Source organism: Pseudomonas sp. NY15356, assembly GCF_048068175.1.
Taxonomy (GTDB): Bacteria; Pseudomonadota; Gammaproteobacteria; order Pseudomonadales; family Pseudomonadaceae; genus Aquipseudomonas; species Aquipseudomonas putida_K.
The window spans coordinates 49,753-71,239 of record NZ_JBLUPW010000010.1 but is presented as its reverse complement, the minus strand read 5'-3'; the positions used below and the strand labels follow the sequence as shown (position 1 = coordinate 71,239).

At 65.3% G+C, this 21,487-nt stretch carries 21 protein-coding genes and 1 pseudogene; 6 read left to right on the top strand and 16 right to left on the bottom strand.

The genetic code is table 11. The annotated features are described in order from the left end of the window. Positions 1 to 10: 10 nt before the first annotated feature. A complete protein-coding gene (locus ACNFCI_RS10610; protein ID WP_084857726.1) occupies positions 11 to 706 on the top strand; it encodes a metallophosphoesterase in 696 nt (231 codons plus the stop codon). Here the strand turns inward: ACNFCI_RS10610 and ACNFCI_RS10605 are convergent. Further along, positions 684 to 1,304, bottom strand: coding sequence for a LysE family translocator (locus tag ACNFCI_RS10605; RefSeq protein ID WP_324811908.1), 621 nt, complete (start codon positions 1,302 to 1,304; stop codon positions 684 to 686). The two genes, ACNFCI_RS10610 and ACNFCI_RS10605, sit on opposite strands and share 23 nt — an antisense overlap. Before the next feature lie 212 nt (positions 1,305 to 1,516). Beyond that, entirely contained in the window at positions 1,517 to 2,338 is an 822-nt protein-coding gene (locus ACNFCI_RS10600) for a helix-turn-helix domain-containing protein (RefSeq protein WP_368828902.1), read from the bottom strand. A 134-nt stretch (positions 2,339 to 2,472) separates the two neighbouring features. On the opposite strand from ACNFCI_RS10600, the gene ACNFCI_RS10595 reads away from it, so the two are divergent. Beyond that, positions 2,473 to 3,096, top strand: coding sequence for a LysE family translocator (locus ACNFCI_RS10595; protein WP_084857733.1), 624 nt, complete (start codon positions 2,473 to 2,475; stop codon positions 3,094 to 3,096). Positions 3,097 to 3,099: 3 nt separating this feature from the next. Here ACNFCI_RS10595 and ACNFCI_RS10590 read toward each other — a convergent pair whose 3' ends face one another. The 14 genes from ACNFCI_RS10590 to ACNFCI_RS10525 form a co-directional block, all read right to left on the bottom strand. Further along, a complete protein-coding gene (locus ACNFCI_RS10590; RefSeq protein ID WP_084857735.1) occupies positions 3,100 to 3,375 on the bottom strand; it encodes a peptidylprolyl isomerase in 276 nt (91 codons plus the stop codon). A gap of 35 nt (positions 3,376 to 3,410) precedes the next feature. After that, positions 3,411 to 5,369 carry an acetoacetate--CoA ligase gene (locus tag ACNFCI_RS10585; RefSeq protein WP_368828903.1) on the bottom strand — a complete coding sequence of 653 codons (1,959 nt, stop codon included), beginning with the start codon at positions 5,367 to 5,369 and terminating at the stop codon, positions 3,411 to 3,413. 145 nt (positions 5,370 to 5,514) lie between these two features. Beyond that, positions 5,515 to 5,994, bottom strand: a complete 480-nt coding sequence (gene eco, locus ACNFCI_RS10580; RefSeq protein ID WP_324811896.1) for a serine protease inhibitor ecotin — start codon at positions 5,992 to 5,994, stop codon at positions 5,515 to 5,517. Between the two features lie 57 nt (positions 5,995 to 6,051). After that, positions 6,052 to 6,822, bottom strand: a complete 771-nt coding sequence (gene hbdH / locus ACNFCI_RS10575; protein WP_368828904.1) for a 3-hydroxybutyrate dehydrogenase — start codon at positions 6,820 to 6,822, stop codon at positions 6,052 to 6,054. Between the two features lie 10 nt (positions 6,823 to 6,832). Next, entirely contained in the window at positions 6,833 to 8,224 is a 1,392-nt protein-coding gene (locus ACNFCI_RS10570; protein ID WP_368828905.1) for a GntP family permease, read from the bottom strand. A 211-nt stretch (positions 8,225 to 8,435) separates the two neighbouring features. Further along, on the bottom strand, positions 8,436 to 9,830 hold the full coding sequence (locus ACNFCI_RS10565; protein WP_368828906.1) for a sigma-54 interaction domain-containing protein: 1,395 nt from the start codon (positions 9,828 to 9,830) through the stop codon (positions 8,436 to 8,438). Positions 9,831 to 9,893: 63 nt separating this feature from the next. Beyond that, the gene (locus ACNFCI_RS10560) at positions 9,894 to 10,910 is read right to left on the bottom strand and encodes an ABC transporter permease (RefSeq protein ID WP_324811887.1); all 1,017 of its coding nucleotides are present in this window, start codon (positions 10,908 to 10,910) and stop codon (positions 9,894 to 9,896) included. Continuing rightward, positions 10,910 to 11,968 (bottom strand): microcin C ABC transporter permease YejB, encoded by a 1,059-nt coding sequence (locus ACNFCI_RS10555; RefSeq protein ID WP_084857748.1) that lies wholly within the window; start codon positions 11,966 to 11,968, stop codon positions 10,910 to 10,912. Before ACNFCI_RS10555 ends, ACNFCI_RS10560 begins: the two co-directional genes overlap by 1 nt. Continuing rightward, positions 11,965 to 13,806: an extracellular solute-binding protein gene (locus ACNFCI_RS10550; protein WP_368828907.1), complete on the bottom strand. Its 1,842-nt coding sequence runs from the start codon at positions 13,804 to 13,806 to the stop codon at positions 11,965 to 11,967. Before ACNFCI_RS10550 ends, ACNFCI_RS10555 begins: the two co-directional genes overlap by 4 nt. A 127-nt stretch (positions 13,807 to 13,933) precedes the next feature. Beyond that, on the bottom strand, positions 13,934 to 14,215 hold the full coding sequence (locus ACNFCI_RS10545; protein ID WP_084857752.1) for a peptidylprolyl isomerase: 282 nt from the start codon (positions 14,213 to 14,215) through the stop codon (positions 13,934 to 13,936). Between the two features lie 77 nt (positions 14,216 to 14,292). Beyond that, positions 14,293 to 15,354, bottom strand: coding sequence for a 3-deoxy-7-phosphoheptulonate synthase (locus ACNFCI_RS10540; protein WP_084857754.1), 1,062 nt, complete (start codon positions 15,352 to 15,354; stop codon positions 14,293 to 14,295). A 593-nt stretch (positions 15,355 to 15,947) separates the two neighbouring features. After that, positions 15,948 to 17,099, bottom strand: a complete 1,152-nt coding sequence (locus ACNFCI_RS10535; protein WP_084857757.1) for an acyl-CoA dehydrogenase family protein — start codon at positions 17,097 to 17,099, stop codon at positions 15,948 to 15,950. A 16-nt stretch (positions 17,100 to 17,115) separates the two neighbouring features. Beyond that, positions 17,116 to 18,180, bottom strand: a complete 1,065-nt coding sequence (locus ACNFCI_RS10530) for an enoyl-CoA hydratase/isomerase family protein (RefSeq protein WP_084857759.1) — start codon at positions 18,178 to 18,180, stop codon at positions 17,116 to 17,118. Positions 18,181 to 18,367: 187 nt separating this feature from the next. Continuing rightward, positions 18,368 to 19,270: a bile acid:sodium symporter family protein gene (locus tag ACNFCI_RS10525; RefSeq protein WP_084857761.1), complete on the bottom strand. Its 903-nt coding sequence runs from the start codon at positions 19,268 to 19,270 to the stop codon at positions 18,368 to 18,370. A 186-nt stretch (positions 19,271 to 19,456) separates the two neighbouring features. Between ACNFCI_RS10525 and ACNFCI_RS10520 the strand changes: the two genes are divergently transcribed. The 4 genes and pseudogenes from ACNFCI_RS10520 (at position 19,457) to ACNFCI_RS10505 (ending at position 21,469) form a co-directional block, all read left to right on the top strand. Next, on the top strand, positions 19,457 to 20,338 hold the full coding sequence (locus ACNFCI_RS10520; RefSeq protein ID WP_368828908.1) for a Dyp-type peroxidase: 882 nt from the start codon (positions 19,457 to 19,459) through the stop codon (positions 20,336 to 20,338). A gap of 147 nt (positions 20,339 to 20,485) precedes the next feature. Further along, positions 20,486 to 20,899: a CBS domain-containing protein gene (locus ACNFCI_RS10515; protein ID WP_368828909.1), complete on the top strand. Its 414-nt coding sequence runs from the start codon at positions 20,486 to 20,488 to the stop codon at positions 20,897 to 20,899. A 199-nt stretch (positions 20,900 to 21,098) separates the two neighbouring features. Further along, a pseudogene (locus ACNFCI_RS10510) lies at positions 21,099 to 21,218 on the top strand (KGG domain-containing protein); the annotation flags it as partial. 62 nt (positions 21,219 to 21,280) lie between these two features. After that, the gene (locus ACNFCI_RS10505; RefSeq protein WP_084857767.1) at positions 21,281 to 21,469 is read left to right on the top strand and encodes a hypothetical protein; all 189 of its coding nucleotides are present in this window, start codon (positions 21,281 to 21,283) and stop codon (positions 21,467 to 21,469) included. The last annotated feature ends 18 nt before the right edge of the window (positions 21,470 to 21,487 follow it).

The window sequence follows — 21,487 nt, the reverse complement described above, 5'->3', positions numbered from 1 at the left end:
GATCGATGCAATGAGCCGTTTTCGGCGGGTAGCCGCCAATACCCGGGGACGCGACCTGGCCGTGGGCGATATCCATGGGCATTTCGCGCGTCTACAGCAATGCCTGGACACCGTGGGTTTCGATCCGTCGGTCGACCGGCTGTTCAGTGTCGGCGATCTGGTCGACCGAGGCCCGGACAGCACCCAGGCGCTGGAATGGCTGGCACAGCCTTGGTTTCACGCTGTGCAGGGCAACCATGAGGCGCTGGCCATCGCCCACCTGCGCGGTGGGCGGGTCGAGCTGGACATGTACCGTGCCGCGGGCGGGGCCTGGTTTCTCGACCTGCCCGAGGCCGACCAGCAGCGCTACGTGGAAGGATTCGCCCGGATGCCGCTGGGCATGGAAGTACAGACCCCCGCTGGTTTGGTGGGGTTGCTGCATGCCGACAGCCCGTTTCCTGACTGGCCGACCTTGCGGGAGAGACTGGAGGCAGCGGACGACCCGGATGTACGGGAGGTTTGCCAATGGTCGCGGCGTCGCCTGCGCGAAGGCGATACGGCGCCGGTCGCCGGCCTGCGTGCCTTGCTGGTGGGGCATACACCGGTGGTGCAGGCCAAGTGCTTGGGCAACGTCTGGCACTTGGATACCGGCGGCTGGGCCAGGGGCTTCTTCAGCGTCATGGACCTGCATACCCTGGCATTGGTCAGCCCCATGCCAGGTGCATGAGCACAACGCTGGCCAGGAGTATCAGCATGGCGCCCGAGGCACGCTCCAGCCAGGGCAACACGCGGGCGAACCGGCGCAGCACACGGCGGTTGCCGATGGCCATGGCCACCAGCAAGTCCCAGACTGCCACGACGGTGAACATCCACGCGGCATAGGCGATCTTCCAGACAACGCTGGTCGTGGCGACCATGCTCGCCAGGCTGGCATAGAACAGGGCGTTCTTCGGGTTGAGCATGCCTGAGAGGAAACCTTGAGCAAGGCTGTGCAGCCAGCCGCGCGAGGGTTGGACGAGGCCGTTGTCGCTGGCCGCCAGGCTGCTGTGCCCGGCGTGACGCAGGAACAGAGCGCCGATGTACAACAGATAGGCACAGCCGGCCAGTTGCAGGGCGACGAACAGCGTGCTGCCCTCGCGCAGGATCGAGACGCCAGCGAACGCGGTAACGATGAACAGTCCGTTGGCCAGGGCGATACCCAGGCAGGCGCCGCTGGCCACCCGCCAACCGGCGTTGACCGAGGTGCGGGCTACCAGGAAGAAATCGGGGCCTGGGGAGAGCAGGGCGAGGAAGTGGGCGGCGGCGACCATCAAGAATTGCTCCATGGGGCTGGGCTTCTGCAGTGGGGGAAGCCGCAGTCTGTTCGTCGGGTGCTCCTATGTATTGAAAAAAATTGCAGGCTGCACGGCCCAATCGCGGGACGAGCCCTACAGAGCACCCCATAACCACTTGATTTTGCGGCCCATTGTGGGAGCGGGCTTGTCCCGCGATTGGGCCCGACGTGATATCGCCTTCGCCCGGGCCAGTGCACCACCCGTTAGGCGGCCCCGCTGCGATAACGCCCTGGCGTCACGCCTGCATGGGCCTTGAACACCCGCTGGAAATGGGCCTGGTCGGCGAACCCCAGCTCATAGGCGACCTCCGCCAGCGCCTTGCCTTGGCTGAGCAGGTGACGAGCGCGATTGACGCGGGCGTTGAGCAGGTAGGCATGAGGCGTGAGCCCGGTGGCGGCGCGCAATGTCCGGATCAGCTGGTAACGGCCGAGGCCCGCCTGGGCGGCCAGCTGGCTCAGGCTCATCTCGGCCGAACCCTGCGCCTCGATCATCTCAAGCAGCTCACGCAACGCCGGTACCCCCAGGGTCGGTACCGGCGCCGCATCGAGGGTGTCATGGGCGGCGAGATCAAGGTCGCCGATGAATGCCACCAGTGCCGCTTCCTTCTCCGCCGCCCCTGCTTCGGAAAACAACAGTTCATTGAGGTGGCAGAACCGGCGGTACACCGAAGCTGACCGGCTGATTCGCGCCGGTGCCCCGGGTTCACTGGCCGCTACCCCAGCCTCCAACCGCAGCTGCTGCAGCCATTGAGCATCCAGGTGCAGCATCTGGTAGCTCCAGGCCTGCCCCGGCAATGGGTTACAGGCATGTACACGCTGCGCCGGAACCAGCACCAGGGTGCCAGGCGTCAGCCGTTCATGGCCTTCGCCGGCGCCGGTGAAATCGCTCAGGCCGGTATCTACCGCCCCGATGGAAAACGTTGGGTGACTGTGGGCTTTGTAGCAGGCCCGGCTATGGCAGGCGCGGCGGCTTTCCGCGAACGGCAGCGCCGGGTCACGCCAGATTTCGCTGTATGGACGGGTCATGCAAAGCCTGCCTTGCCGGATACCAAGGTCCGCATTCTAAACGCTGGGCACTGTTACGGCCATTTCCCTTGTGACTGTGCTTGACGCCACCCGCTCGGCGGCGCGAGGCTTTCGCGTCCTGATGGAGAAGAATAATGGACCTGTCGAGCCTGCTGCTGTTCATCCCCGCCTGCTTCGCCCTGAACATGGCGCCGGGCCCCAACAACCTGTTGTCGCTGCACAACGCCAGCCGCTATGGCCTGCGCACTGCCTGCGTGGCCGGTGGCGGGCGCATCCTGGCCTTCAGCGGCATGATCGCCTTGGCCGCCATGGGCCTGGCGGTGGTGCTGCACACCAGCGAATACCTGTTCCTGGCGATCAAGGTGGTGGGCGCCGCGTACTTGTTCTACATCGCCTGGCAGTTGTGGCGTGCGCCGGTGGGCGAAGCCGTGGTGAGCGCCGATCACCCGCGGGGTACCTGGCGGTTGGCGCGACAAGAGTTCTGGGTGGCCGCGGGCAACCCTAAAGCGATTCTCATCTTCACAGCCTTCCTGCCGCAGTTCGTCTCGGTGGGCAGCCCTACGCCCGTGGCCGAGCAGTTCCTCTGGCTGGGCGTGCTGTTCCTGCTCCTGGAGTGGGCGGCGATCGCCATCTATGCGGGCCTTGGCGCCTATCTGCAGCGCTGGTTCAGCCGCCCTGGGCCGCGCCGGTTGTTCAACCGCGTCAGTGCCTCGCTGCTCGGTTGCGCCGGGCTGGGTCTGCTGGCGGCTCGGCGCTGAGGGTCAGTCGCGGTAGAACGTCTGGACCAGGTGGTAACCGAACTTGGTCTTGATCGGCCCATGCACCACGCGCAAGGCCTTCTTGAAGATCACCTGATCGATGGCGCCCACCAGTTGGCCGGGGCGCACTTCGCCCAGGTCTCCGCCGCGCTTGCCCGAGGGGCAGGTTGAGAATTTCTTTGCCAGTACATCGAAGGCTTCGCCCTTGGCGAGGCGTTGCTTGAGCTGTTCGGCTTCGGCAGCGGTCTTGACCAGGATGTGACGGGCTTGGGCTTTCATGGGACCACCTGTGCTTCGGGCAAAAAAGGGCGCCATTATGCCTGATCGCGCAGCTCCGCGCGGTCCCGGAATTGCGCCAGGGCCTCCGGGTTGGCCAGGGCATCGGTGTTCTTCACCGGCAGGCCGTGCACCACGTTGCGGATGGCCAGTTCAACCAGCTTGCCGCTGATGGTGCGCGGAATGTCCGTGACCTGGGCGATGACGGCGGGTACGTGGCGCGGTGTGGTGTACTGGCGGATCACCTGGCGGATACGCTGGCGCAAGGCATCGTCCAGCTGCAGGCCATCGCGCAGGCGCACGAACAGCACCACCCGCACGTCGTTGTGCCAGTCCTGGCCGATGGCGACGCTTTCCACGACCTCCTCGACCTTTTCCACCTGTCGGTAAATCTCCGCCGTACCGATGCGTACCCCTCCGGGGTTGAGCACCGCATCGGAACGGCCGTGGATGACCAGGCCGCCTTCGGCGTGCTCCTCGGCGTAGTCGCCTTGGGCCCAGACGCCGGGGTACTGGCTGAAATAGGCGTCGTGGTAGCGGCTGCCGTCATCGTCGCCCCAGAAGCCCACCGGCATGCAGGGAAAGTTGCGAGTACATACCAGCTCGCCTTTTTCGCCGATCACCGGCCGGCCGGCCTCGTTCCAGACCTCCACAGCCATGCCCAGGCCCTTGCACTGGATCTGGCCGCGGCGCACCGGCAATACCGGGTTGCCGAGCACGAAGCAGGAGACGATATCGGTGCCGCCGGACATCGAGGCCAGGCACAGGTCCGGTTTGATCTTGCGATAGACGTAGTCATAGCTGTGGGGCGAGAGCGGCGAGCCGGTGGACATGATCAGGCGCAGGTGGTCGAGGCGATGGCTGTCGGCGGGCACGATGCCTTCCTGCTCAAGGGCTGCCAGGTACTTGGCGCTGGTCCCGAAGGCGTGGATACCTTCGGCGTCGATCAGATCGAGCAGGCGCTCGGGCCCGGGGTAGAACGGTGAGCCATCGTACAACACCAAGGTGGCGCCGACGGCCAGGCCGCTGGCGAGCCAGTTCCACATCATCCAGCCGCAGGTGGTGTAGTAGAACAGGACGTCGTTGGCCTTCAGGTCGTTGTGCAGGCCATGTTCCTTCATATGCTGCAGCAGGACACCACCGGCGCGATGAACGATGCACTTGGGCACCCCCGTGGTGCCGCTGGAGTAGAGGATGTACAGCGGGTGGTCGAAGGGCAGCCCTGCGAAGTGCGGCTCACCCCCCGGCTGATAGAAGTCGTCCCACAGGCTGACCCGTTGCGCGGCGAATTCGTCGGCGCGTGTATGCGGGCGGGTGTAGGGTACGATCAACAGGTGCTCCAAGTTGGGTAGCTGGGCCGTGACCTGGTTGATCTTCTCCACTTGGTCGATGGCCTTGCCGGCGTACTGGTAGCCTGCGCAGGCGATCAGCAGCTTGGGCGTGATCTGGCCGAAACGGTCGATGATGCCGTGCAGGCCGAATTCGGGCGACGAGCTGGACCAGATCGCGCCGAGGCTGGCGCAAGCCAGCATGGTCACCAGGGTTTCCCAGGTGTTGGGCATGACCGAGGCGACCCGGTCACCTGCCTGGATACCGAGACCTTGCAGAGCCTTCTGCATGCCAGCGACATGGGCCGCCAGTTGCGCATGGGTCAAGGCCTGGCGCTGGCCATCCTCGCGCACGGCGATCACGGCCGGACGGTCGTCGCGGCGCTGCAGCAGGTGTTCGGCGTAGTTCAGGGTGGCCCCGGGGAACCAGTGCGCATCGGGCATGCGCGGACCCTCCTCGAGTACCTGGGAGGGCGGGGTGTGCCATTGGACTTGGAAATATTCGGCAAGGGCCTGCCAGAAGGCCGGGCGTTGTTCGACGCTCCAGCGGTGCAGGGCAGCGTAGTCGTCGAGCTGGAGGTTGAACCGCAGGTTGACCCGGCGGCGGAAGGCGTCCATGCGGCTGGCCTGGACCTGCGCCGTGGAGGGGCGCCAGAGCACATCGTTCATGCCGAAACCTCCCATTCCCGTTCAAGGGTACCGTGTGGGAGCGGGCTTGCCCCGCGATTGTGCCTGCCAGGCAGCAATGGCACTGACAGGTCCGGCTCGATCGCGGCTCAAGCCCGCTCCCACAGGGGTGTCGCTAAATCACTGTTTACTCCACTTTAGCCTTTTGTACGTCGTCGGATGCCGACCAGACGCGATAGCGCACCTCGATGCCTTCCGGCACGTACACCACCACTGGCAGCTTGCTGTTGTAGCGCAGCATGAAGCCTTCGCCGACCACCGGCACGAAGGCCTCGGTTTTCTTGCCATCCGGGCAGGCCATCAGGGTGCTCATGGGCCCGGCGACCTTCTCCAGGCGGTAGTAACTGTAGCCCCAGCCTTCGAGGTTGTGTTCTTCGAGCTTGCCGCCCAGGCGCTGCTTGTTGCAGTCGACCGTGAGGGTCTTGCCGGCGAGGATCTCCAGTTGGTGGGCCGACTCGTCGGTTTGTGCCGGCAGGTGGATGACCTGCCGGGTGAAGCCTTTTTCCGCCTCGGGGTAGGGCGCGACATCCTTGAGCCCGGCGGCCATCGCAGGTGCTGCGCAGGCCATGGTCAGGGAAAGGATCGCGGTCAATGGGAATGGGCGCATGAGGCCTCCTTGCTGATTAAAGACAAACGCAAAGCCGCGCCAGATCCCGGCGGGCCCTCACTGGGCCAGCCAACCGCCATCGACGTTCCAGGCGGCACCACGGACCTGGCTACCGGCTTCGCTGCACAGGAACAATACCAGCTCTCCGAGGTGCTGAGGTGTTACAAATGCCACGGAAGGCTGCTTTTCAGCCAACAGATCGTGTTGCGCCTGCTGTGGGTCAATGCCTGAGGCGGCGCGGTCGTCGATCTGTTTCTGCACCAGCGGCGTGAGCACCCACCCTGGGCAGATGGCGTTGCAGGTGATGTTGCTGGTGGCGGTTTCCAGGCCCACAACCTTGGTCAACCCCACCACGCCATGCTTGGCTGCCACATAGGCGGCCTTGCCGGTGGAGCCCACCAGGCCATGTACCGATGCGATGTTGACGATTCGCCCCCAACTGCGCGCGCGCATGCCGGGCAGCGCCAGGCGGGTGCCGTGGAACACGGCGCTGAGGTTAAGGGCGATGATCTTGTCCCAGGTCTCGATGGGGAACTGCTCCACCGGCGCCACGTGCTGGATGCCCGCGTTATTGACCAGGATGTCGACACCACCGAATTCGCGCTCGGCCAAGGCGAACAGCGCCTCGATCTGGGCCACATCGGAGAGGTCGGCCGGGTGATGAATGACCGGCACGCCCAGCCGGGCGATCTCGGCCAGTGCCGGTGCCGGGTCGCCGAAGCCGTTCAACACGATATTCGCGCCTGCGCCGGCCAGCACCCGGGCTATCCCCAGGCCGATGCCGCTGGTGGAACCTGTGACCAGTGCGGTCTTGCCGTTGAGTGTCATGCCAGTCTCCTTAGACGATGCCGGTGGCGTAGAACGTGGCGATGACCACGAAAACCGCCAGGGTCTTGATCAGGGTAATACCGAAAATGTCCTTGTAGGCTTCGCGATGGGTCAGCCCGGTGACGGCCAACAAGGTGATCACCGCACCGTTGTGCGGCAGGGTATCCATGCCGCCGCTGGCCATGGCGGCGACCCGGTGCAGCACATCGAGGGGAATGTCGGCGGCGTGGGCGGCGGCGATGAAGCTCTCGCTCATGGCTGCAAGCGCAATGCTCATGCCGCCGGACGCCGAGCCGGTGATGCCTGCCAGCAGCGTGACGGTGATCGCTTCGTTGACCAGCGGGTTGGGGATGGCGCGCAGGGCGTCAGCCAGTACCAGAAAGCCTGGCAGCGAGGCGATCACCGCGCCGAAGCCATACTCCGAGGCGGTGTTCATGGCCGCCAGCAGGGCGCCGCCGACCGCGCTCTTGGTGCCCTCGGCCAGGCGCTGGCGGATGGCGCCGAAGGCGCACACCAGCACCATCAGGATGCCCACCAACAAGGCGGCCTGCACTGCCCAGATGGCGGTCAGCTTGGCTACGTCGCTTTGCACCGGCGCGCTCATGCCCGGCAGTTGCAGGGTATGGGTCGCGCCGTACCACTGGGGGATCCAGTGGGTGAACAGCAGGTTCATCACGCCCACCAGCACCAGCGGCGAAAGGGCCAGCCATGGGTTGGGCAAAGCCAGGTCGTCTGCGGTTTCCGGCTCGTTGCGCAGGTCATTGCCGTAGCCTTCGCCCGCGCGCTGGGCCTTGTTGCGCTGGCGACGCAGGTAGAGCATGCCGGCGCTGAACACGAACAGGGTGCCGATCAGCCCGAGCCAGGGCGCGGCCCAGGCGGTGGTGTTGAAGAAGGTGCTGGGGATGATGTTCTGGATCTGCGGGGTACCGGGCAGGGCGTCCATGGTGAAGGAGAACGCGCCCAGGGCGATGGTCGCCGGAATCAGCCGCTTGGGGATGTCGCTCTGGCGGAACATTTCGGCTGCGAAGGGGTACACCGCGAACACCACGACGAACAACGACACGCCGCCGTAGGTGAGCAACGCGCACACCAGAACGATCACCAACATGGCCTGGCGCGTGCCCAGCAAGCGAATGGCGGCTGCGACGATCGAGCGCGAGAAGCCGGAGAGCTCGATCAGCTTGCCGAACACGGCGCCGAGCAAGAACACCGGGAAGTACAGCTTGATGAAGCCGACCATCTTCTCCATGAACACGCCCGTGAAGGTCGGGGCCACGGCCCCAGGGTCGGTGAGCAGGACGGCGCCGAGGGCGGCGATGGGGGCGAAGAGGATGACGCTGTAGCCGCGATAGGCGGCCAACATCAATAGGGCCAAGGCAGCGAGGGCGATGAGCACAGTCATCGAGGGAGTCTCCAGATCGTTGTTTTTATGGTTGAACGAGGAGATAGCGGGATCCGTGCCAGATTTGTAACCTATTGATTTATATGGGGTTTAAATAACATTTGCGTGCATGCGTCTCGCTTTTGAGACTGCTGGGGCTGCTGCGCAGCCCATCGCAGGCTTCGCCAGCTCCCACTCAAAAGGCCGTCTCCAGTTCGAGAGCAAAGTCTCATTATTGAGACTGAATCCCTAAAGCGATCATCTTCTTGTACAGCGTCGACCGCCCCAACCCCAGCGCCTTCGCGGCTTGCGGCACATTCCCAGCGCAACTGGCCAGGGCATCGGCGATCAATCTGCGCTCGAATGCCTCGCACGCCTGACGGTACCCCTGAGGTACTGCACCCACCGGCGCGAGAGGGGTCAACGGCCCAAGCGCCGAGCGTACATCGTCCACCCCCAGGCGCGGCTGATCCGCCAGCAGCGTCGCACGCTCCAGCACATTGCGCAGTTCACGGATATTGCCAGGCCAGGCGTGGCGTGCCAGCAACGCCTGGGCGTCGGGTTCGAGCTCGTACTGGCTGCCCAGCTCGGCCAGGATTGCCTCGCACAGCGCCGGCAGATCGCCCAGGCGTTCGCGCAGGGGCGGTACTTCGATGGGCAGCACGTTGAGCCGGTAATACAGGTCGGCGCGAAACGCGCCGCTGGCCATGGCCGCCTGCAGGTCGATCGACGTGGCCGCAATGACGCGTACATCGCTGCGCAGCATCTGGTTGGAGCCGACCGGCTCGTACTCCTTCTCCTGCAGTACCCGCAGCAACTTGCTTTGCAGGGCCAGCGGCATATCGCCGATTTCATCGAGGAACAGGGTGCCGCCTTCGGCCAGTTGCAGCTTGCCGCTGCGCCCCTTGCGATCGGCTCCGGTGAATGCGCCTGGCGCCGTGCCGAAGAACTCGGCTTCCAGCAAGGTCTCCGGAATGGCTGCGCTGTTGATGCTAACGAATGCCTTGTGCGCCCGTGGCGAGGCGGCATGGATCGCGTGGGCCAGCAGTTCCTTGCCGGTGCCGGTCTCGCCCAGCAGCAAGACCGGGGAGTCGCTGCCCGCGCCTCGGCGTGCCCGGCGCTTGGCCTCCAGGCTTGCGGCACTGGTGCCGACGAACTGGGCGAAGCTGTACTTGGCCTGGCGTGCCTTCAGTTGCGAACGTGTCGAAGCCAGTTCCTGCTGCATGCTTGAATAGCGTTTGAGCAACGGCGAGAGACTGCGCAGTTCGTCGAACAGGGCGAAGCCGATGGCGCCGATCAGCTCGCCGCGCTCATCGTGGATCGGCAGGCGCATCACCACCAACGGCTCGTTGGGCGTGTCGAGCATGTCCAGCAGGATCGGTCGCCCGTTGCTGACCACCTCGCGCATCAGGCTACCGGGAATCACCGCCTCACAGGGCTGGCCGATGGCGCTGGCCGCATCCACCAGACCAAAGCGCCGGGCGTAGCGCTCGTTCATCCAGACGATGCGTGCCTGGCGATCGACGATCACCGTGCCCTCGCTGGATTGCTCGATGATCTCGAACAACGAGCGGATCGCCAGTTGGCGAACCTTGGGATAGTCCTTGAGGCTGTCGCTTTGTTGCATGGGGCCGGGCCTTTGGAATGCGGTGGCAAGGATTATGGCTATAAGTGCCACTCTTGTGAGCGGCTATGCCCGTGGGTCGAATGCCTCGCGCAGGGCATCGCCGATGAACACCAGCAGCGAGAGAATCAGCGCCAAGGCAAAGAACGCCGTGAAGCCCAGCCAGGGAGCCTCCAGGTGCTGCTTGCCCTGGGTCACCAGCTCGCCCAGCGAGGCACTGCCCGCCGGCATGCCGAAGCCGAGGAAGTCCAGGGCTGTCAGGGTGGTGATGGCCCCGGTGAGCATGAACGGTACGTAGGTCAGGGTGGCGTTCATGGCGTTGGGCAGGATGTGCCGCAGCATCACCTGCCCATCCGGCAAGCCCAGGGCCCGTGCAGCTTTCACGTACTCCAGGTTGCGCCCACGGAGGAACTCGGCGCGCACCACGTCCACCAGGGTCAGCCAGGAGAACAACGCCATGATTCCCAGCAACCACCAGAAATCCGGTTCGACGAAACCGCTGAGGATGATCAGTAGATAGAGCACCGGCAACCCTGACCAGACCTCCAGCAAACGCTGGCCGAGCAGGTCCACCCAGCCGCCGTGGTAGCCCTGCAGCGCCCCCGCGGTGACGCCGATCAGCACGCTGACCAGCGTCAAGGCGAAGGCGAACAGCAGCGACACACGCGTGCCGTACAACACCCGCGCCAGCACATCACGGCCCTGGTCATCGGTGCCCAGCCAATTGCTGGCACTCGGCGGGCTGGGCGTGGGCACTTGCAGGTCGTAGTTGGGGGTATCGGCGCTGAACGGAATCGGTGCGAACAGCATCCAGCCACCCTGGCCTTCGATCAGCTGGCGCACATAGGTGCTACGGTAGTCCGGCTGGAAGGGCAGTTGGCCACCAAACTGCTGCTCGGTGTAGCGCTTGAGTGCCGGGGTGTAGAGCTCGCCCTTGTAGGAGAGCAGCAGCGGCTTGTCGTTGGCCACCAGCTCCGCACCCAGGCTCAGCAGCAGGATGCCGGTGAACAGCCACAACGAGACCCAACCCAGACGGTTGCGCCGGAAACACCGCAAGCGCCGACGGGCGACCGGGGAGAGCATCAGTGCGCCCTCGTGTCGAAATCGATGCGTGGGTCGAGCAGGGTATAGCCGAGGTCGCCCGCCAGGCGGATCAACAGCCCGGCCAAGGTGAAGATGAACAGGGTGCCGAACACCACCGGGTAGTCTCGCGACACGGCGGCTTCATAGCTCATGCGGCCCAGGCCGTCGAGGGAGAAGATCACCTCGATCAGCAGCGAGCCTGCGAAGAACACCGTGATCAGCGCCTGGGGCAGCCCGGCCAGGACCAGCAGCATGGCGTTGCGCAGCACATGGCCATAGAGTACCCGCCTCTCGCTCAGGCCCTTGGCCCGGGCGGTGACCACATACTGGCGGGAGATCTCGTCGAGGAAGGCGTTCTTGGTCAGCAGCGTCAGGGTGGCGAAGCCGCCGATCACCAGGGCCCCGACCGGCAGCACCAAGTGCCAGAAATAGTCGGCGACCTTGCCCAGCACACTGAGCTGGTCGAAGTCCTCCGAGACCAGCCCGCGTACCGGGAACCAGTTCAGTGACGTGCCCCCGGCGAACAGCACGATCAACAGCAGGGCGAACAGGAACGAGGGCAGGGCATAGCCGACGATGATCAAGGCGCTGCTCCAGGCATCGAAGCGGCTGCCATGGCGTACGGCCTTGCGGATGCCCAGGGGGATCGACACCAGGTAAGTGATCAGCGTGGCCCAGAAGCCCAGCGACAGGGTTACCGGGAGCTTTTCCAAAATCAGGTCGGTGACTTTCGCCCCTCGGAAGAAACTCTGGCCGAAGTCCAGGCGGGCATATTGGCCAAGCATCAACCACAGGCGCTCGGGGGCGGACTTGTCGAAGCCATACTGACGTTTGATCGCCTCGATCAGCTTGGGGTCCAACCCACGGCTCGCGCGGGACTCGCCCTGCACCGTCTCGGCCCGCGCACCCGGTGCGCCACCGCCGATACCCTGCAGGCGCGCCACCGCCTGCTCCACCGGCCCGCCGGGGGCCGCCTGGACGATGGCGAAGTTGACCAGCAGGATCGCCAGCAACGTGGGGATGATCAGCAGCAGGCGGCGCAGGATGTAGGCCGTCATGGGGTGGCCTTCAAGCGTTCGGCCATCTGGGCGTCGGTCAGCGGTGTCGGGCTGATTTCCCACCAGGTATCCAGGCCCTCGTCATAGGCGGCCTGCACCTTGGGCAGGCCGAAGCGGTTCCACCAGACCGTGGAGCTGCCCGGCGGGTAGTAATTGGGGATCCAGTAGTAGTTCCACTGCAGCACCCGGTCCAGGGCGCGGGCATGGTGCAGCATGTCGGCCTGGGTGTCGGCGCGCACCAGGCCATCGAGCAGCGTGTCCACGGCCGGGTCGCGCAGCACCATGAGGTTGTTCGAGCCAGGGTCCTTGGCAGCGGCCGAGCCGAAATAGTTGTACAGCTCGGCACCGGGTGAGAGGGTGACCGGGTAGCCGGTGACGATCATGTCGTAGTCGCGCGCCATCAGGCGGTTGACGTACTGGGCCGAGTCGACGTTGCGAATATTCAGGGCGATGCCGATCTGCGCCAGGTTACGCTTCCACGGCAACAACAGACGCTCCAGGCCTGACTGGCCATTGAGGAAGGTAAAGCTCAGGGGCTCGCCCATGGCATTCACCAGGCGGTCCTCGTGTGGCCGCCAGCCGGCCGCTTGCAGCAAGGCCAGGGCCTGCAACTGCTGGGGGCGGATGATGCCCGAGCCATCGGTCACCGGCGCCTGGAAGACCTGGGTGAAGACTTCGTCCGGCACCCGGTCGCGCAGCGGCTCGAGCAGCTTCAGCTCGGCGGCATCAGGCAATTGGCGTGCGGCCAGCGGGGTATTGGAGAACACGCTCTGCTGGCGGATGTACAGGTTGCGCATCATCTGCCGGTTGCTCCATTCGAAGTCCCAGAGCATGGCCAGGGCCTGGCGCACGCGGCGGTCCTGGAACACCGGTCGTTCCAGGTTGAACACGAAACCCTGGGCAGTCTGCGGCTTGGCCGGGCCCAGATGCGCCCGCTGCAGGCGCCCGTCATCCAGGGCGTCGCCGTTGTAGCCGAGGGTGAACGCGGTGGCGGAGAATTCACGGTTGTAGTCGTAGCCACCGCCACGCAGGACCTGGCGGGCGACCTCGGTATCGCCGAAGTACTCGATGCGGATGCGTTCGAAATTGTAGCGCCCGCGGCTGGTGGGCAGGTCCCGGGCCCACCAGGTCGGGTCGCGCTCGAAGGTGATGCTGCGGCCGTTGTCGATCCGCCCGATGCGATAGGGGCCACTGCCCACCGGTTTGTCGAAGCCTGCGCCATTGGCGAAGTCGCGCTGCTGCCAGTCATGTTCGGGCAGCACTGGCAGACTGGCCAAGTCCAGGGGCAGGGTGCGGCCGTGGGGTTGCCTGAAGTCGAAACGCACCGTGCGTGGGCCTTCGACCACCACGGCGGCGACATCGGCGAACTGGGTGCGGTAGCGCAGGCTGCCCTTGCTCATCAACAGCTCGAAGGTAAAGCGCACGTCTTCGGCGCGTACCGGCTTGCCATCGGCGAAGCGCGCGCGCGGGTCGATCTCCAGACGCAGCCAGGCATCGTCGGGGCCGCGCTCCATGCGTTGGGCGATCAAGCCATAGACGGTATAGGGCTCGTCGAACGAGCGCACCGCCAGCGGAGCATAGAGCCAACCATCGACTTCGCTGACGCCGATGCCCTTGTCGATGTACGGCAGGATATGGTCGAACTGGCCAATTTCCAGCGCCGAGCGACGTAGGATGCCGCCCTTGGGGGCGTCGGGGTTGACGTAATCGAAGTGGCCGAAGGAGGCGGAATAGCGCGGGGTTTGGCCGTAGACGGTGAGGGCGTGGCTGGGTGTGGCGTGGCCCGTCGAGGGCAGGCCGAGGAGCCAGACGATGCACCACGCTATCGAGCGACGCATGCCCCTGCGGGAGCGGACTTGCCCCGCGGTTGCGCCAGCGGCGGCAACGGTGTCGCCCCTGCTGGCGCAATCGCCGGGCAAGCCCGCTCCCACAGAGGGGAGGCGGGCAGGCAGGGCCAAGTCTGGCTCAGTCCTGGCGGCTGGTCACTTCCAACAGGTGGTAGCCGAACTGGGTCTTGACCGGGCCTTGCACGGTGTTGACTGGGGCGCTGAACACCACGGTGTCGAATTCCTTGACCATCTGGCCCGGGCCGAACGAGCCCAGGTCGCCGCCCTGGCGGCTGGATGGGCAAGTGGAGTTGGCCTTGGCGACTTCGGCGAAGTCGGCGCCGGCTTCGATCTGCGCCTTGAGTTCGTTGCACTTCTCTTCGGTGCTGACCAGGATGTGGCGGGCAGTGGCACGTGCCATGGGAAGGTACTCCTTGGGTGAAAAAGGCAAGCCTAGCGCACTTGTCCGGGGTATGTCTCGCCAGGCTTGCCCTTGCTTCACAAACGCTCGGCCGCGCGTCGCAGCAATGCCTCGGTGGCGTCCCAGCCCAGGCAGCCGTCGGTGATCGACACGCCGTATTGCAACGGGCCCTTGCCCAGCGTCTGGCAGCCGTCGAACAAATGGCCCTCGAGCATCATGCCGATGATCGAGCGGTCACCTTGCACACGCTGCTCCAGCACATCCTCGAACACCGCTGGCTGGCGGGCCGGGTCCTTGCCGCTGTTGGCGTGGCTGCAATCGACCATGATGCGGGCGGTCAAGCCGGCCTTGGCCAGCCCCTGGCGGGCCTGGGCGATGCTGGCGGCATCGTAGTTGGGGCCCTGGTGCCCGCCCCGCAGGACCAGGTGGGTATCGGCGTTGCCCAGGGTCTCGATGATCGCCGGGTGGCCTTGGGCATCCATGCCGAAATGGCGGTGCGGGTGGGCGGCGCTGCGCATGGCGTCGCAGGCGATGCCGACGCCACCGTCGGTGCCGTTCTTGAAACCCACCGGGAGCTCCAGGCCACTGACCATCTCGCGGTGGATCTGCGACTCGGTGGTACGTGCGCCAATGGCGGCCCAGCCCAGCAGGTCGTCGAAGTAGCCGGCGGCCATCGGTTGCAGCAACTCGGTGGCGACCGGCAGGCCGCGCTCGATCATGCCCAGCATCAGCCCGCGGGACAGGGCGATACCGCCGTGCATGTCATCGCTGCCGTCCAGGTGCGGGTCGTAGGCCAGGCCTTTCCAGCCCACCGTGGTGCGCGGCTTCTCGACGTAGGCACGCATCACCAGCAGCAGCTTGTCGTCCACTTCGCGGCTGAGGGCCGCCAGGCGGTCGGCGTATTCGAGTGCCGAGCGTGGATCGTGCAGCGAGCATGGGCCGACCACCACCAGCAGGCGTGGGTCGAGGCCTTCGAGAATGGCGCGTATGGCCTGGCGATGTTGTTGGACTTGCTGGGCGAGGGCGCTGCCCAGTGGCATCTGCTGCTTGAGCAGGTGCGGGCTTGGCAGGCGTTGGCTGACGGCGGTGTTGGCAGCCTGGGGCTGGGTCAGGGGCAGTGCGAGGTTCGACGAGTGCATGGCGTGTTTCCCTGGGCGGATGGCGGGTTCAGGCCCGCGCGGTCGGCCCTATCGAGGTGTTCGACAGATATTCGGTGTGGTACTGCGTACGGCGTTGCCACCCAGGAGCGACCGAACGGAGGCGGCAGGCTGGCCCGAACGGGATTGGCTAAATCGCCAGGCGTAGGTGTCTGCGTAGTAATAAGCGATGTCGTTCATGAATCTGTCCTCAATGTGGATCGGTGTTTTTCAAAAGCCTGGAAAAGCAAAACCCCCGGGGCGGGGAGCCGACCGGGGGTTTGAGTATTCTCGTGTTCGGCGGCCCCTCGAAGGTGGGCGCCGTGTGGGTATCAGCGGCGCCTAGTGGCTAAACCAATACCCAAAATAGAAGCTGGCAACGGCCTGGCAGCGAGCAACGGCCAGCACTGGGCGCGCGGTGCGACCGGTGTGGTTGGCGTGGTTGCGGATGCTGTGGGTCATGTTGCTCTCCAAGTGAATGAGCCCGAGCTTACTGCACCTTCGGCGGTGTGTTCAATGGATAAATGCTATGGCGCCGATCATCGTTGTACCGTGCACGCCGCATTTCCCCAGGAGGGGCGTGCATCGCCTGTCGCTCAGAGGGCGTATTGCTTGAGCTCCCGCGCGATCAACATGCGCTGGATTTCGCTGGAACCCTCGTAGATCTGCGTGATGCGCGCATCGCGGTAGTAGCGCTCCACCGGGTAGTCCTCCAGGTAGCCGTAGCCACCATGCACCTGGATCGCCATCGAGCACACCCGCTCGGCCATCTCCGAGGCGAACAGCTTGGCCTGTGACGCTTCGGACAGGCAGGGCTTGCCGGCGCTGCGCAGGCGCGCGGCGTGGAGGATCAACAGGCGTGCGGCATTGACCTGCACCTGCATGTCGGCCAGCAGGTTGGCGATGCTCTGGTGTTCATTGATCGGCTTGCCGAACTGCACGCGATCGCGGGAATAGGCCAATGCCGCCTCGAACGCGGCGCGGGCGATACCCAGGGCCTGCGCGGCGATGCCGATACGCCCGCCCTCGAGATTGGACAGGGCGATGGCCAGGCCCTTGCCACGCTCGCCCAGCAGGTTGGCGGCCGGGATGCGGCAGTTGTCCAGGGTCACCGCGCAGGTGTCGGAGGCACGGATACCCATCTTGTGCTCGCTGCGGTCGACCTTGAAACCGGGGTTATCGGTGGGCACCAGAAACGCCGAGAGGCCTTTCTTGCCAAGCTCAGGGTCGGTCACCGCGAAGACGATGGCCAGCCCTGCGCGGCGGGCGTTGCTGACGAACTGCTTGGCGCCGTTGATCACCCAGTGGCCGTCCACCAGCTCGGCGCGGGTGCGCAGGTTGTGGGCTTCGGAGCCGGCCTGGGGTTCGGTCAGGCAGAAGCAGCCGATCACCTCGCCGCTGGCCAGGCGCGGCAGCCAGGCCTGTTGCTGCTCAGGCGTGCCATAGGCCAGCAGCGGGCCGCAGCCAACCGAGTTGTGGATGCTCATCAAGGCACCGGTGGCGCCGTCGCCGGCGGCGATTTCCTCGACCGCCAGGGCATAGGCCACGTAGTCGGTGTAGCTGCCGCCGAAGTCTTCCGGCACCACCATGCCGAGCAGGCCCAGCTCGCCCATCTTGCGGACCACGCCGTCGTCGATCCAGGCGGCTTTTTCCCACGCCTGGGCGTTGGGTGCGATCTCGCCACGGGCGAAGTCCCGGGCCATGTCGCGGATCATGATCTGTTCTTCGCTCAGTTCCAGGTCTTGCATCTGTGTACTCCCCGGCTCACAGGCCTTCGAAGAATTGGTCCACGCGCTGGCGGTCGAGGCCGGCGAGGGTCGGCGGGTTCCAGCGTGGCTGCTTGTCCTTGTCGATGATCAGCGCGCGCACGCCCTCGATGATGTCGCCGTATTCGAACCACTGGCGGTCCAGGTGCAGCTCCATGGCGAAGCATGCCTCCAGGTCCAGATGGCGCCCGCGACGCAGCATCTCCAATGTAACCGCCATGGCCAGGGGCGAGCGGCTTTCCAGCTGGTCGGCGGTAGCCAGGGCCCATTGGTGACTGTCGCCGATGCTCACGGCGCGCAATTGTTCGATGATGCTGGGCAGGTCGGGCAGGGCGAAGAAGTGGTCGATCACCGGGCGCAGCTTGGCCAAGGGGGCATCGTCCAGCACCTGGGTGCCGAGCTTGGCCAACAGGCCTTGCAGGTCCTTGAGCGGGTGGTCGCCGAAGCCCAGGCGGTCAAGGCCGGCATCCAGGGCGGCGAGTTTGTCGCTCGCCAGGTACCAGTCGGCCAGGCCGCAATACAGTGCATCTGCGGCCTGGATCTGTGTGCCGCTGACGCCCAGGTAGGTGCCCAGCTCACCGGGAACACGCGACAGGAAGTAGCTGCCGCCGACATCCGGGAAATAACCGATGGCCACTTCCGGCATGCCCAGGCGACTGCGCTCGGTGACCACGCGCAGGTCGGCGCCCTGGGCCAGGCCCATGCCACCCCCGAGGGTGAAGCCGTCCATCAGGACCATCACCGGTTTGCGGTAGTGATGGATGCACAGGTCCAGGGCATATTCTTCGACGAAGAAATCCCGGTGCAGGCTCGTGCCGGCCTTGAAGCTGTCGTGCAGCGACCGGATGTCACCGCCGGCGCAGAAGCCCTTGGGGCCTTCGCCACGCAAGACCACCGCGTATACCTGCGGGTCGTTGGCCCACTGGTCGAGATGACAGTGCAGGCTGCGCACCATGTCGAGGGTCAGGGCATTGAGGCCGGCGGGGCGATTGAGGGTCAGGTGGCCGATATGGTTGCGGATTTCGGCCAGCACATGGGCCTCGGAATGAGCGTGCGCGTTCATCGCGGTCTCCCTGCTTTGTTATTGATTTTCCAAATGAAGTTTGGCGTGCGCTGGAGGATCGCAGGATCCTGGCATGCGAATATGCCATGCACAATCGACAAATCTGCAGTGCCTGTCTGCATTTTCGCTTGGTACGGTTCTCCAGGCCCGTTCTGTCACTTTAGCCCGTGGGGCGCAGGTGCCCGGTTCAGTCGCCCGCAGCGGGGCTTCGGGCCTGGGTGGCGTCCAACGTATGGCCGCGGCTGACCCACCAGCCGAATGCCGCAGCGGTGAAGAACATGATCAGGCTGTAGAGCGCTGCGGGCACCGCCATGGTCGCGTTGTTCAGCAGTGAAGGGCTCAGGGCCAGGGCAATGGCCAGGGTGCCGTTGTGAATGCCGATCTCCATGCCGATGGCGATTGCCTGCCGGCGCGGAATGTCGAGCATTCTTGGCACCCAGTAGCCCACGCCCAGGCTGAGCAGGTTGAACAGCAGCGCCGCGCCACCCACCACTGGTGCATACTCGACCACGGTCTGCCAGTCCTTGGTCAGCGCCAGGATGATGGTGAAGGCCAGGAACAACGCCGCCAGCAGCTTCATGGGTTTCTCCATGCGGTTGGCGAAGGCGGGCGCCCAGCGGCGAACCAGCATGCCCAGGGCCACCGGCAGCAGGACGATGGCGAACACCTGCATGACCTTGGCAAATTGCAGGGGGATGGCCTGGTCCGAGGCCATGAACCACATCAGCGACAGGTTCACCAGCAGCGGCATGGTCAGGATGGCGATCAGCGAATTGACCGCGGTGAGGGTGATGTTCAGCGCCACGTCGCCATGGGCCAGGTGGCTGAACAGGTTGGCCGTGGTGCCGCCAGGGGAGGCGGCCAGCAGCATCAGGCCAACCGCGAGGGCCGACTCCAGGCCCAGGCCGTTGGCGATCAGGAAGCACACCAGCGGCAGCAGCAGGATCTGGCATGCCAGGCCCACCACCACCGGCTTGGGGTATTTCACCACCCGGGCGAAGTCGGCCAGGGTGAGCGAAAGCCCCAGCCCAAGCATGATGATGCCCAGGGCGATGGGCAGGACAGTGGTGAGCAACGGTGACGCGGTCATGGTGGCATCCCTTTGGCAAGTTGAAAGCAGTCTAGCCACTCCCTGACACGCGGCACGTTGCAGTTGTGCATGCGCTGAAGCGGGTCGCTGCGCCGGCCCCGAGTCGATTTGCCGCTTGAAGGCTGCGCCGCACGGCTCTAGCATTCCCGCTTTTGCATTACGCGCCTACCCGAGGATTAGCCACACATGCCGTTCCAGCAAGGTCTGCTTGCCACACCCGTTCCCGCCCATGCCCGTCACCTGTTCTTCGCCGTGCAGTCGGCCGAGGCGCTGCCTGCGGCACTCGATGCCTTGTTGCCCCAGGTCGATGGGCAGAGCCTGATCCTCTGTGTCGGCGCGCCCCTGGTCAAGGCCTTGGGCCGCGAGGTTCCGGGCCTGCGCGCCTTCCCTCAGCTGAATGCAGCGGTCGAGAACCCCAGCACCCAGCACGCCCTGTGGCTGTGGCTGCGTGGCCAGCAACGGGGCGATCTGTTCCTGCGCGCCCAGGCCCTGGAGCAGGCGCTGGCTCCGGCGTTGCGCCTGGTGGACAGCGTCGACGGCTTCCTGCACCGCGGCGGCCATGACCTGAGCGGCTACGAGGACGGCACCGAAAACCCACGGGACGAAGCGGCCGTGCAGGCGGCCATCGTCGCCGGCGACCAGGCCGGCCTGGCCGGCTCCAGCTTCGCCGCCTTCCAGCTGTGGAAGCACGACCTGAACTACTTCAAGTCGCTGCCCCAGGCAGAGCAGGACAACATCATCGGCCGCCGCCTGAGCGACAACGAAGAGCTCGACGACGCCCCTGCGTCGGCCCACGTCAAGCGGACCGCCCAGGAGAGCTTCGCCCCGGAGGCGTTCGTCGTGCGTCGCTCCGTGGCCTGGGCCGATGAGCGTGGCGCGGGCCTGGCGTTCGTGGCCCTGGGCCATTCGCTGGACGCCTTCGAGGTGCAGCTGCGGCGCATGAGCGGCCTGGAAGATGGCATCATCGATGGCTTGTACCGCTTCAGCCGCCCGCTGACCGGTGGCTACTACTGGTGCCCGCCCATGGACCAGGCCGGTGTCGACTTGAGTCTGCTGTTGCAGGCTTGACCTTCGTGCGCCGCCGGCCACGCGCCGGCGGCTGCCTGCCTCACCATCCATCGGCTAACCCACGCCACCCTTCAAACCCGCGCTCGACCCTGTCCTCTACCGTTGTGCAACCGACGGAACTTTTCCCAGAACAGAGGAGGACACCCCATGAAAGTTTCCGAAATCATGAGCCGTGACGTCCAAGTCGTGAGCCCCGGCACCAGCCTGCGCGAGGCCGCCCAGCTGATGCGCGAGCAGGATATCGGCTCGCTGGTGGTCGGCGACAACGACCGAATGATCGGCGTCATCACCGACCGCGACATCGTCATCCGCGGTGTGGCTGACGGCCGCTCGCTGGACAGCGCCGTGCAATCGCTGATGAGCGACAAGGTCTGCTACTGCTTCGACAGCGATGACGTGGAAACCGTGGCGGCGAACATGGCCGACATCGAGAAGCGCCGCCTGCCGGTGGTCGACAGCGAAAAACGCCTGGTCGGCATCGTTTCGCTGGGCAACTTGGCCAGTGCGCGGCAGAACCACGTCTGCGGCGAAGTGCTCCAGGGTGTGGCCAAGGCCCATTGAGCACAAAGCTTGCGCGCCAAATAAACCGTGGCCGCTTATTTAATGCCACCGGTCCGGCGGGTACCGGAATAAAGCGAATCCCGTTTTATCGCCGTACTCCCAAGCTATGTACGGCAGCTGCCGTGCATCCCGAAGCCACACGAGGTAACAGACCATGGCCAACAAAGAAAACAGCAGGACCGGCAGCCAGGGTGGATCGAAGAACCCAGGCAATTTCGCCAACGACCGCGAGAAGGCCTCTGAAGCCGGCCGTAAAGGCGGGCAGCACTCCGGTGGCGGCCGTTCCAGCGAGTCGAGCCGCAAGGGCGGCCGCTCGTAAGTGAGGCAACGCAGTGCCAGGCTCCCTGGCACTGCGATCACTTCCTGCCAGGAGGATTTCCCATGCGCATGGCCCCATTGATCTGCCTGCTCGGCAGCCTGTCGCTGCTGGGCGGCTGTTTCGACCGTGACGACGACCACCCGGCGAAGGACGCCGACCCCAGCAAACCCTCGCTGCAGATGCAAAAGCCCGACGCGCCGGCCACAGCGCCTGCCCCTGATTCGCAACCGGTGCCGTCCGAAGACAACTGATCGCGCAAGGAGTGAGGC

What these genes read in the sequence shown, in the direction of transcription:
- ACNFCI_RS10535 (WP_084857757.1), bottom strand. Translation starts at nt 17,099, where the DNA reads ATGCAAGACCTGGAACTGAGCGAAGAACAGATCATGATCCGCGACATG.
- ACNFCI_RS10515 (WP_368828909.1), top strand. Translation starts at nt 20,486, where the DNA reads ATGAAAGTTTCCGAAATCATGAGCCGTGACGTCCAAGTCGTGAGCCCC.
- ACNFCI_RS10545 (WP_084857752.1), bottom strand. Translation starts at nt 14,215, where the DNA reads ATGGCACGTGCCACTGCCCGCCACATCCTGGTCAGCACCGAAGAGAAG.
- ACNFCI_RS10525 (WP_084857761.1), bottom strand. Translation starts at nt 19,270, where the DNA reads ATGACCGCGTCACCGTTGCTCACCACTGTCCTGCCCATCGCCCTGGGC.
- ACNFCI_RS10595 (WP_084857733.1), top strand. Translation starts at nt 2,473, where the DNA reads ATGGACCTGTCGAGCCTGCTGCTGTTCATCCCCGCCTGCTTCGCCCTG.
- ACNFCI_RS10555 (WP_084857748.1), bottom strand. Translation starts at nt 11,968, where the DNA reads ATGACGGCCTACATCCTGCGCCGCCTGCTGCTGATCATCCCCACGTTG.
- ACNFCI_RS10605 (WP_324811908.1), bottom strand. Translation starts at nt 1,304, where the DNA reads ATGGAGCAATTCTTGATGGTCGCCGCCGCCCACTTCCTCGCCCTGCTC.
- ACNFCI_RS10610 (WP_084857726.1), top strand. Translation starts at nt 11, where the DNA reads ATGAGCCGTTTTCGGCGGGTAGCCGCCAATACCCGGGGACGCGACCTG.
- ACNFCI_RS10540 (WP_084857754.1), bottom strand. Translation starts at nt 15,354, where the DNA reads ATGCACTCGTCGAACCTCGCACTGCCCCTGACCCAGCCCCAGGCTGCC.
- hbdH (WP_368828904.1), bottom strand. Translation starts at nt 6,822, where the DNA reads ATGACACTCAACGGCAAGACCGCACTGGTCACAGGTTCCACCAGCGGC.
- ACNFCI_RS10590 (WP_084857735.1), bottom strand. Translation starts at nt 3,375, where the DNA reads ATGAAAGCCCAAGCCCGTCACATCCTGGTCAAGACCGCTGCCGAAGCC.
- ACNFCI_RS10585 (WP_368828903.1), bottom strand. Translation starts at nt 5,369, where the DNA reads ATGAACGATGTGCTCTGGCGCCCCTCCACGGCGCAGGTCCAGGCCAGC.
- ACNFCI_RS10550 (WP_368828907.1), bottom strand. Translation starts at nt 13,806, where the DNA reads ATGCGTCGCTCGATAGCGTGGTGCATCGTCTGGCTCCTCGGCCTGCCC.
- ACNFCI_RS10560 (WP_324811887.1), bottom strand. Translation starts at nt 10,910, where the DNA reads ATGCTCTCCCCGGTCGCCCGTCGGCGCTTGCGGTGTTTCCGGCGCAAC.
- ACNFCI_RS10600 (WP_368828902.1), bottom strand. Translation starts at nt 2,338, where the DNA reads ATGACCCGTCCATACAGCGAAATCTGGCGTGACCCGGCGCTGCCGTTC.
- ACNFCI_RS10530 (WP_084857759.1), bottom strand. Translation starts at nt 18,180, where the DNA reads ATGAACGCGCACGCTCATTCCGAGGCCCATGTGCTGGCCGAAATCCGC.
- ACNFCI_RS10505 (WP_084857767.1), top strand. Translation starts at nt 21,281, where the DNA reads ATGCGCATGGCCCCATTGATCTGCCTGCTCGGCAGCCTGTCGCTGCTG.
- ACNFCI_RS10565 (WP_368828906.1), bottom strand. Translation starts at nt 9,830, where the DNA reads ATGCAACAAAGCGACAGCCTCAAGGACTATCCCAAGGTTCGCCAACTG.
- ACNFCI_RS10520 (WP_368828908.1), top strand. Translation starts at nt 19,457, where the DNA reads ATGCCGTTCCAGCAAGGTCTGCTTGCCACACCCGTTCCCGCCCATGCC.
- eco (WP_324811896.1), bottom strand. Translation starts at nt 5,994, where the DNA reads ATGCGCCCATTCCCATTGACCGCGATCCTTTCCCTGACCATGGCCTGC.
- ACNFCI_RS10570 (WP_368828905.1), bottom strand. Translation starts at nt 8,224, where the DNA reads ATGACTGTGCTCATCGCCCTCGCTGCCTTGGCCCTATTGATGTTGGCC.